10 protein-coding genes are annotated in these 9296 nt (G+C 71.7%); 4 read left to right on the top strand and 6 right to left on the bottom strand.

Translation table 11 applies throughout. The features are described 5' to 3' along the window. Window positions 1-526, bottom strand: a 526-nt coding sequence (locus tag VMN58_01915; protein HUF31948.1) for a ribonuclease H, incomplete at its 3' end; no start/stop codon positions are given. A gap of 103 nt (window positions 527-629) precedes the next feature. Between VMN58_01915 and aceE the strand changes: the two genes are divergently transcribed. Together aceE and VMN58_01905 are read left to right on the top strand one after the other, a co-directional pair. Beyond that, window positions 630-3320: a pyruvate dehydrogenase (acetyl-transferring), homodimeric type gene (aceE, locus tag VMN58_01910; GenBank protein ID HUF31947.1), complete on the top strand. Its 2691-nt coding sequence runs from the start codon at window positions 630-632 to the stop codon at window positions 3318-3320. 27 nt (window positions 3321-3347) lie between these two features. Beyond that, window positions 3348-3929, top strand: coding sequence for an HhH-GPD-type base excision DNA repair protein (locus tag VMN58_01905; GenBank protein ID HUF31946.1), 582 nt, complete (start codon window positions 3348-3350; stop codon window positions 3927-3929). Here the strand turns inward: VMN58_01905 and VMN58_01900 are convergent. The 5 genes from VMN58_01900 to VMN58_01880 form a co-directional block, all read right to left on the bottom strand. Next, on the bottom strand, window positions 3886-4728 hold the full coding sequence (locus tag VMN58_01900; protein HUF31945.1) for an alpha/beta fold hydrolase: 843 nt from the start codon (window positions 4726-4728) through the stop codon (window positions 3886-3888). The genes VMN58_01905 and VMN58_01900 overlap by 44 nt on opposite strands. 10 nt (window positions 4729-4738) lie before the next feature. Next, entirely contained in the window at window positions 4739-5647 is a 909-nt protein-coding gene (locus tag VMN58_01895; protein ID HUF31944.1) for an amidohydrolase family protein, read from the bottom strand. A gap of 10 nt (window positions 5648-5657) precedes the next feature. Beyond that, window positions 5658-5891 carry a hypothetical protein gene (locus tag VMN58_01890; GenBank protein ID HUF31943.1) on the bottom strand — a complete coding sequence of 78 codons (234 nt, stop codon included), beginning with the start codon at window positions 5889-5891 and terminating at the stop codon, window positions 5658-5660. 267 nt (window positions 5892-6158) lie between these two features. Next, entirely contained in the window at window positions 6159-6608 is a 450-nt protein-coding gene (locus VMN58_01885; protein ID HUF31942.1) for a hypothetical protein, read from the bottom strand. Between the two features lie 117 nt (window positions 6609-6725). Next, window positions 6726-7841, bottom strand: a complete 1116-nt coding sequence (locus VMN58_01880; protein ID HUF31941.1) for an acyl-CoA dehydrogenase family protein — start codon at window positions 7839-7841, stop codon at window positions 6726-6728. A 115-nt stretch (window positions 7842-7956) separates the two neighbouring features. Between VMN58_01880 and VMN58_01875 the strand changes: the two genes are divergently transcribed. Continuing rightward, window positions 7957-8607 carry an MBL fold metallo-hydrolase gene (locus VMN58_01875; protein HUF31940.1) on the top strand — a complete coding sequence of 217 codons (651 nt, stop codon included), beginning with the start codon at window positions 7957-7959 and terminating at the stop codon, window positions 8605-8607. Window positions 8608-8640: 33 nt separating this feature from the next. Beyond that, entirely contained in the window at window positions 8641-9051 is a 411-nt protein-coding gene (locus VMN58_01870; GenBank protein ID HUF31939.1) for a hypothetical protein, read from the top strand. Window positions 9052-9296 lie beyond the last annotated feature (245 nt).

Raw genomic sequence — 9296 nt, 5'->3', positions numbered from 1 at the left:
GCCCCAACCCGGCGCCGGCGGCCGCCGGCCGCCCGGGTCGCTCGCGGCGGGCCGCCGGGGCGTCGGCCTCGCCGAGGTCGGCGGGCACGCCGGTGCCGGTGCGGCCCCGTTGGGTGGTGGCGGCATCCACGGCCAACCGGTCGGCCAGATCGTTCATGCGGTCGCCGGCGTGGCCCTTGACCCACCGGAACGACACGTCGCCCCGCTCCCGCACCAGCTCGATCAGAGGCTCCCAGAGGTCGCGGTTGGCCACCGGCTTCTTGGATGAGGTCGTCCACCCTCGCGCCATCCAGCCCTCCCACCAGCGGTCCCGGAAGCAGTGCACGACGTAGGTCGAGTCGCTCACCACGACCAGCGGCCCCGAGATGGCCCGCACCGCCTCGAGGGCGGCGGCGATCTCCATGCGCTGGTTGGTCGACCGGGCCTCGGCTCCGCTGGCGTAGGGGCCGCCGTCGACCACCCATGCCCAGCCGCCCGGCCCCGGGTTCCCCAGGCACGCCCCGTCGGTGTACGCCTCGGTCGTCACGCCCCAAGCATGGCCCGTGCCACCGGCGCCCCGGGGCGTGCGCTCCGGTCGCGACCCGACGACCACCCGCACGAAGGCCACGTCGGGCTGCGAGCATGGAGCCATGATCTTCGACGGCTTCGTCCACCAGCTCCCGGACATCGATCCCACGGAGACCGGGGAGTGGCTCGACAGCTTCGATGCGGTGGTCGACACCCACGGGAAGAGCCGCGCTCGCTTCCTGGTGGCACGCCTGCTCGAACGGGCCCGCCAGCTCCAGGTCGGCTACCCGGCGAGCGTGTCCTCGCCGTACGTGAACACGATCCCGCCCGAGGTCCAGGCATGGTTCCCGGGCGACGAGCACATCGAGCGACGCATCCGGGCGTACATCCGCTGGAACGCGGCGGCGATGGTGGTGCGGGCCAACAAGACGTCGGAGGGCATCGGTGGCCACCTCGCCACCTTCGCGTCGTCGGCAGCGCTCTACGAGGTCGGCTTCAACCACTTCTTCCGCGGCAAGGACGACGGCCTCGCCGGCGACCAGATCTACTTCCAGGGCCACGCCTCGCCGGGGATCTACGCGCGCGCCTACCTCGAGGGGCACCTGAGCGAGGAGCGCCTCGACGGGTTCCGCCAGGAGGTCGGCGGCAACGGCCTCTCGAGCTACCCCCACCCGCGCCTCATGCCGGAGCTCTGGGAGTTCCCCACCGTTTCGATGGGCCTCGGCCCCATCACCGCCATCTACCAGGCCCGCTTCAACCGCTACCTCCACAACCGCCGCATCGCCGACACCAGCGCCTCGAAGGTGTGGTGCTTCGTCGGCGACGGCGAGTGCGACGAGCCCGAGAGCCTCGGCGCCCTGTCGATCGCGGCGCGCGAGACCCTCGACAACCTGATCTTCGTCGTGAACTGCAACCTGCAGCGCCTCGACGGCCCGGTGCGCGGCAACGGCAAGATCATCCAGGAGCTCGAGGCCGTGTTCCGGGGGGCGGGCTGGAACGTCATCAAGGTGGTGTGGGGCACCAAGTGGGATGAGCTCCTCGCCCGCGACGTCGACGGTGTCCTGCTCAACCGGATGAACGAGACGCTCGACGGGCAGTTCCAGAAGTACTCCGTCGAGTCCGGCGCCTACATCCGGGAGCACTTCTTCGGGCCCGACCCGAGGCTGCGCAAGATCGTCGAGCACCTCTCCGACGACGAGCTGCGCACCCTCCCCCGCGGCGGCCACGACTACAAGAAGCTCTACGCCGCCTACAAGGCGGCCGTCGAGCACGAGGGCAGCCCCACCGTGATCCTGGCCAAGACCATCAAGGGCTGGACGCTCGGCCCCGACGTGGAGGGCCGCAACGCCACCCACCAGATCAAGAAGATGGCGGGCGAGCAGATCGCGGCGTTCCGCGACCGCCTCTACATGCAGGACGAGGTGCCCGACGAGGCGATCGCCGACGGCGAGATGCCGTACTTCCGTCCGCCCGAGGGCTCGACCGAGCTGGAGTACATGCTCGACCGGCGCCGCGCGCTCGACGGTTCGCTGCCCAAGCGGGTCGTCCGCCAGCCGGGCGGCCTCGCGGTGCCGTCCGACGAGGTCTTCGCCGAGTTCCGCAAGGGCTCCAACGGCACCGAGGTCTCGACGACCATGGTCTTCGCCCGCATGCTGCGCAACCTCGTGCGCGACGAGCAGGTGGGTGAGCGCGTGGTGCCGATCATCCCGGACGAGGCCCGGACCTTCGGCCTCGACGGCCTCTTCCGCGAGATCGGCATCTACGCCGCCCACGGCCAGCAGTACGAGGCGGTCGACGCCGACCTGCTGCTGACCTACCGCGAGAGCCAGCAGGGCCAGATCCTCCAGGAGGGCATCACCGAAGCCGGCTCGATGGCCAGCCTCATCGCCGCCGGCACCGCCTACGCCACCCACGGCAAGGCGATGATCCCCTTCTACACCTTCTATTCGATGTTCGGCTTCCAGCGGACGATGGATCTCATCTGGGCCGCCGCCGACCAGCGGGCCCGCGGCTTCATGCTCGGCGCCACCGCCGGGCGCACCACCCTCAACGGCGAGGGCCTCCAGCACCAGGACGGACACAGCCTGCTGCTGGCCTCCGCCGTGCCGTCGGTGATGGCCTACGACCCCGCCTTCGCCTACGAGGTGGCGACGATCATCGCCGAGGGGTGCCGGCGCATGTTCACCGAGGGCGAAGACCTCCTCTACTACCTCACCCTCTACAACGAGAGCTACGCGATGCCCGCCATGCCCGACGCCGCCGCCGAAGGCGTGCTCCGCGGGCTCTACCGCTTCGAGGACGCCCCCGACGGGCCCTCGCGCCGGGCGACGATCCTCTTCTCCGGGACGGCGTGGCTGGCCGCCAGCGAGGCCCGGCGCCTCCTGGCCGAGCACCACGATGTCGGCGCCGAGCTTTGGTCGGCGACCTCCTACAAGTCGCTGCGCGAGGACGCCCTCGATGCCGATCGCTGGAACCGCCTCCACCCGTCACAGCCGGCACGGGAGCCCTACGTGGCCGTGGCGCTCTCCGACGCGGCGGGCCCCTTCGTCGCCGTCACCGACTTCATGAAGGCCGTCGCCGACCAGGTGGCCCGGTGGATCCCGGGGACGTTCGTCCCGCTCGGCACCGACGGCTTCGGCCGCAGCGACACCCGCGAGGCCCTGCGGCGGCACTTCGAGGTCGACGCCCCCGCGGTCGTGGTGGCCACCCTCTGGGCCCTCGCCCGCGACGGGGTCATCAAGACGACCGAGGTCGACGACGCCATCGCCCGCTACGACCTCGACCCCGAGACAGTCGATCCCCGACTCGCGTAGCGACGGGCGAGGCGTATCGTCGCAGCCATGGCTGGCGACACGTTCTTCATCACCGGCGACCGCGAGGCCGACGACCTCCTCGCTGCCGACCCACTGGCCCTCCTCCTCGGCATGCTCCTCGACCAGCAGGTGCCGATGGAGTGGGCCTTCGGTGCCCCGGCTCGCCTGCGCGAGCGCCTGGCGGGCAGCCTCGACGCCGGCGCCATCGCCGCCATGGACCCCGACGACCTTGCAGCCGCGTTCCGCGAGAAGCCCGCCCTGCACCGCTACCCGACATCGATGGCGAAGCGGGCCCACGAGCTGTGCCGCCACCTCGTGGAGCACCACGACGGCCGGGCCGAAGCGGTCTGGGAGGGCGTCGCCGACGGCGCCGAGCTGCGCCGCCGCCTGGAGGCGCTCCCAGGGTTCGGGAAGGACAAGGCCCGGATCTTCCTGGCCGTGCTGGCCAAGCGCCGCGGGGTGCGCCCACCGGGGTGGGAGGACGCCGCCGGCCCCTTCGCCGACGGTCAGCCCCGCTCCGTGGCCGATGTCACCGACCAGACCAGCCTCGAGCGGGTGCGGGCGTTCAAGAAGGAGCAGAAGGCGGCGGGTCGAGCGAAGGACGAGTGACGTCCGGGTCGGCCTCGTCGAAGTCGGGCTCCTCGGGGTCGGCCGGGGACGTTGGCAGCTGGCGCTCCAGCCACCCGAGGAGGATGGCGATGGCCCGGGGATCGTGGCGCAGGGTGTGCCCTGCCCCGTTGATGATGCGCAGGTCGGCCTGGCCGTGGCAGTCGGCCAGTGCCCGGGCGTCGAGCGAGGGCACCACGTCGTCGTCCGAGCCCTGGATCAGGAGCAGGGGCCGGGGAGCGAGCTTGGCCACGTAGGCCAGGGGCCGGGTCTCCTTGAGCTGGCGGATCCACGCGTCGACGTTCGCCGGGTAGAGCGGGTCGCGGATGACCCCGATCTCGCGGGCGTGCTGCAAGAAGCGCTTCGGGTGCGCCGCCCAGTCGTCGAAGTCGGCGCGCGCCGACAGGGCGGCGACGCCCCGGACCCGCTCGTCCTCGGCCGCCGCGCAGATCGCCGCCGACCCGCCGGTGCTGGCTCCCGCCAGCCAGACGGCGTCGACGCCCTCCACCTCGAGCAGGTGGTCGACGGCAGCCCGCACGTCGTCGATCCAGCCGTTGAGCGAGAAGTCGCCACCGGACCCGCCCGTGCCACGGAAGTTGAAGCTCAGGACGGTCCAGCCGGCGTCGGCCGCCAGGCGGTCGGCGAGCTGGGGGTAGCTCTGCGAGGAGGACTCCGGGCTCCGCGGTCCGGCGGGGAAGCCGTGGCACAGCACCAGGCCGGCCCGGATGGGCAGTCGCTCGCTGGGAGGTCGGGCGACGTGCGCCGTGAGGCGCAGCCCGCCGGACTCGATGACATCGTGCACCTCGCCCAGGCTAGGACTCCTCAGGGCCCTCGTCGCCACCGTGACGTGAGGGCCCCGGCGAAGCGGGCCCCTTGAGCGACAGGCCCAGCAACCGCGCCGCGTTGCCGCGCAGGATCTTCTCCGCCACCTCGTCGGAGGGCTCGTGGGCGGCGAAGGCCCGGCGCCACTTGGCGAAGGTGATGAAGGGGTAGTCGGTCCCGAAGAGGCATCGGTCCTGCAGTGGTCCGAGCACCGCGGCAACGAGCTCGTCGGGCCAGAGCCGGGGCGACCAGCCCGACAGGTCGATCCAGACGTTGGCCTTGTGCTGGGCGATGGCCAGCATCGACGCCTGCCAGGGCCAGGAGGGGTGGGCGCCGATGATGGTCAGCTCGGGGAAGTCGGCAGCCACGTCGTCGAGCAGCATCGGGTCGCTGTAGCGCAGCTTCACCCCGCCGCCACCCCGCAGGCCGGCGCCGAGGCCGGTGGTCCCGGTGTGGACGAGGAGCGGCACCCCGAGCTCGGCGGCGGTGGCCCACAGGTCGTAGAAGCGCCGGTCGTTCATGGCGAAGCACTGGGCGCTCGGGTGCAGCTTGACGCCCCGGAGCCCGAGGTCGGTCACCGCCCGGCGCAGCTCCTGCACCGCCGCCTTGCCCTTCCAGGGGTCGACGGAGGCGAAGCCCAGGAACGCGTCGGGGTGGCGGGTCACGCACGAGGCAATGAAGTCGTTGGTCACCGGCGGGAGGCCGGAGGCGGTCTCGGCGTCCCAGGCGAGGAGCACGGCGAGCACGTCGTCGGCGCGCATCTCGTCGGCCATCTCGTCGACCGAGCGCTCGGCGATCTCGGTGCGGAAGTACCGCTCAGTGGCCTCCTTCAGGTGGCCCCACGCCGCCGTCGTCTCCTCGGTGGAGGGGTGGACGTGGATGTCGATGGCCTGGACCACGCCGGCGGCCCTAGGCGGCGTCGTCGACGCCGGCGGCCTCCCGGGCCGCGGCGCAGTGGCGGCAGAGCCGGTAGCAGCGGTTGCGGGCCTCGGGGAGCGTGTCGGGGCCGAAGCCGACGAAGGTCTCGGCCCGCATCAGCTCGTCGATCCCGCAGGCCTCGGTGGCGTGGTCGAGGTCATGGACCCGCTGGGTGCGCTTGTCGCCCACGTAGCGGTTCTCCTCGTACTGCTTCGGCCTCGACATGGCGGGCACGGTAGCGCGGAGCGGGGGGAGCACCGAAGCGCTCCCCCCGTCTGCCGCGTACTACCGGTTGTCCTGCAGCGTCGTTTGGTGTGCCCGGGGGACCACATCCGGGCCGGCGATGCAAGGGTGGTTGGCGAGGACTCGCCAGGTGGTCCGGCGGCCGAACTAGCGGCCAACCACCTCCAGGGTCCTACATGGTTTGCTCAGCTGGACCACCTCCTCTCTCTGGTGACGGAGATGGTAGCGAGTCGAAGCCGCGGCGCGATGTCACTTTCGAGGCGGGGCGCCGTCGTCGGGGGCCGGCCCGAGGGCGCCGATCGCCTCGAAGTACGCCAGCTGGGCGTCGAGCACAGCGAGGACCTGCGGGGCGGTGTAGGTGCAGTCGGCCTCCCTCGCCTGGTCGACCACGAAGGCAACGGTCTCGGAGCCGGCCACCACCACGTGCGTGCGACCGATGTCGGGGTCGTCGCCGTTGGAGGTCACCCCCCGCGATCGGAAGAACTCGAGGTTCCACCCCAGGATCCGGCGGACGTCGTCGTGGGTGAGCTCGGCCGCGACCTCGAATGGGAGGTTGGCCGCCACCCAGTCGGTGGCCTCCTCGAGGTCGAACACCGGCCGGGGTGCCTCGCCCCGGAGACGGCCCGCCTCGCGCCCGATGACCACTGCGGCGATCACGAAGACCACGGCGAGGGCGACCACGACCCAGAGCAGCACCATCGCCTGATGGTACCGAGGCCCGCGACGGGCGCCGACGAGCGGGGGTGCGCGAACGAGCCCCCGCCGGGGCGGGGGCTCGTCGTCGGTCCGCTGCGGTGAGCCGGGCTCGGCTCGGGATCAGATCCCGATGCGCTGGGCCAGCTGCTCGCGGTGGTAGGTGGGGTCGCCGAACAGCAGCTCGGACGACTTGGCCCGCTTGAAGTACAGGTGGGCCGGGTGCTCCCAGGTGAAGCCGATGCCGCCGTGGATCTGGATGTTCTCGGCGGTTGCGTGGAAGTACGCCTCGGAGCAGTAGGCCTTGGCCAGGCTGGCGACCGAGGGCAGCTCGTCGTTCATCTCCGCCGCGCACCACCCGGCGTAGTAGGCGGCCGACTTGGCCGACTCGACCTCGAGGAGCATGTCGGCGCACTTGTGCTTGATGGCCTGGAACGAGCCGATGGGCCGGCCGAACTGCACGCGGTCCTTGGCGTACTGCACCGCCATCTCGAGGCACAGCTGGGCGCCACCGACCTGCTCGGCGGCGAGGCCGACCGCGGCGAGGTCGAGCACCGTCGAGAGCACATCCCAGCCGCCACCGTCGGTGCCGATGAGGGTGGCCGGGGTGCCGTCGAAGTCGAGGCGGGCCTGCTTGCGGGTCTGGTCCATGGTGGCCAGCGGGGTGCGGGTGAGCCCGGCGGCGTCGGCGGCGACCGAGAAGAGGCTGACGCCGGCGTCGGTGCGGGCCGCCACGATGATCAGGTCGGCGACGTGGCCGTCGAGCACGAAGGTCTTGGTGCCCGAGAGGGTGTGGCCGTCGCCACCCTTGGCCGCCTGCATGGTGATGCCCTCCTCGTCCCAGCGCCCGCTCTCCTCGGTGAAGGCGAGGGTGGCGATGGTCTCGCCGGCGGCGATGCCGGGGAGGTGCTCCTTCTTGGCGGCGTCGTCGCCGGAGTGGATCAGCGCGTTGGCGGCGAGGACGACGGTGGAGAAGTACGGCGCCGCCAGCAGGCGGCGGCCCATCTCCTCGAGCACGACGATGAGCTCGACGTAGGTGTAGCCCGAGCCCCCGAACTCCTCGGGGATGTGGAGGCCCTGGAGGCCCAACTGCTCGCCCATCTGCTTCCAGACGGCGGTGTCGTAGCCTTCCTCGGTCTCCATGAGCCGACGGACCTCGGCCTCACTGGACTTGCTCTCGAGGAACGCTCGGACGGTCTTGCGGAGCTCTTCCTGCTCCTCGGAGAAGGCGAAGTTCACCTGAGGGCCCCCTGTGTGGCTCGTTGGTAGGTCTGGCGGTTGTTCACTGTTTACTAGACCGCACAGTCAAGAAGCCACCTGACCCACGGGTCAAGTCCGGAGGGGGACCCACGACATGGCCAAGAACCAGAAGAACACCGGCGCCGGGGGCGGCGGGGGCGCCACCCTGCACTACGAGGACGGCCAGGCCGAGGTGCACAAGGTGGTGGTCGGGCCCTTCGAGAACAACGTCTTCGTCCTGCGCTGCAAGGCCACCGGCGACGCCGTGCTCCTCGACGCCGCCAACGAGCACGAGCTCCTGCTCGAGCTCTGCCGCGACCTCGGCGTGCGCTCCGTGCTCGAGACCCATGGCCACTGGGACCACATCCAGGCCGTGCCGGCGGTCCGCGAGGCGGGCTACCGGGTAGCCGTCACCGCCGACGACGCCGGGATGCTCCCGTCGTACGACGACATCCTCGAGGACGACTCGGTGGTGGAGGTCGGCCGGCTCCGGCTCCACACCATCCACACGCCGGGCCACACACCCGGCTCGATGTGCTTCCGGCTCGAGGGCTCACCCCTCCTCTTCAGCGGCGACACGCTCTTCCCGGGCGGGCCCGGCAACACCGAGAAGGACCCGGCCCGCTTCGCCACGATCATCGAGCAGATCGACCGGAGGCTCTTCACCCTCCCGCCCGAGACGCTCGTGCTCCCCGGCCATGGCGACGACACCACCATCGGGACCGAGCGCCCCCACCTCCAGGAGTGGGTCGACCGGGGCTGGTAGCCCCGCCGCGGCCGGCGGGGCAGGATGGCACCCATGGCCGATGCCACCTCCCCCGTCGCCTCCCAGGCCAAGCTGCTCGCCGGCTACCGCGCCCTCGCCGGGCTCTTCGCCGTCCTGGTGCTGGTCCAGGCCTGGATGGCCGGGCGCTCCGATGTGCTCTTCGGCGACATCGACATCGTCCTCCACGGCGTGGTGGGCAACGTCTCGTACCTCGTCGCCGTCGGTGCCCTCGTGGTGGCCATCGTCGCCCGCGCCGACAAGGTGGCCATCGGGGTGTCGGCAGTGCTCGTGGTGGCGGTGACCGCGCAGATCGGCCTCGGCTACACCGGGCGCACCACCCTCGCAGCTGCCGCCTGGCACATCCCCCTCGGCGTCGCCATCTTCGGCCTCGCGGTCTTCCAGCTGTCGCAGGCGCTCTCGCTGGGTCGCGGCAGCGCCCGCTGAGCAGCTTGCGTGCTTCGAGAGGCGAGTGGGGCCTGTCACCGAGGTGGTCCCCTCCCACCGCCTCCGCAAGCTCCGGCGGCGGGTCCCTCCCCTCGGTGCCACCCACTCGCCTGTGGGCGACAGCTGGCTCTGCGGGCGACGCCGCTGGCGCGTGTCTCGCTGCTCTCTCCATTTGGGGGCGGCGGGTCCCTCCCCTCGGTGCCACCCACTCGCCTGTGGGCGGCGACTGGCTCTGCGGGCGACGC

This window comes from Acidimicrobiales bacterium (genome assembly GCA_035512495.1).
Taxonomy (GTDB): Bacteria; Actinomycetota; Acidimicrobiia; order Acidimicrobiales; family CADCSY01; genus DATKDW01.
This window is presented reverse-complemented; position numbering and strand designations above follow the sequence as displayed.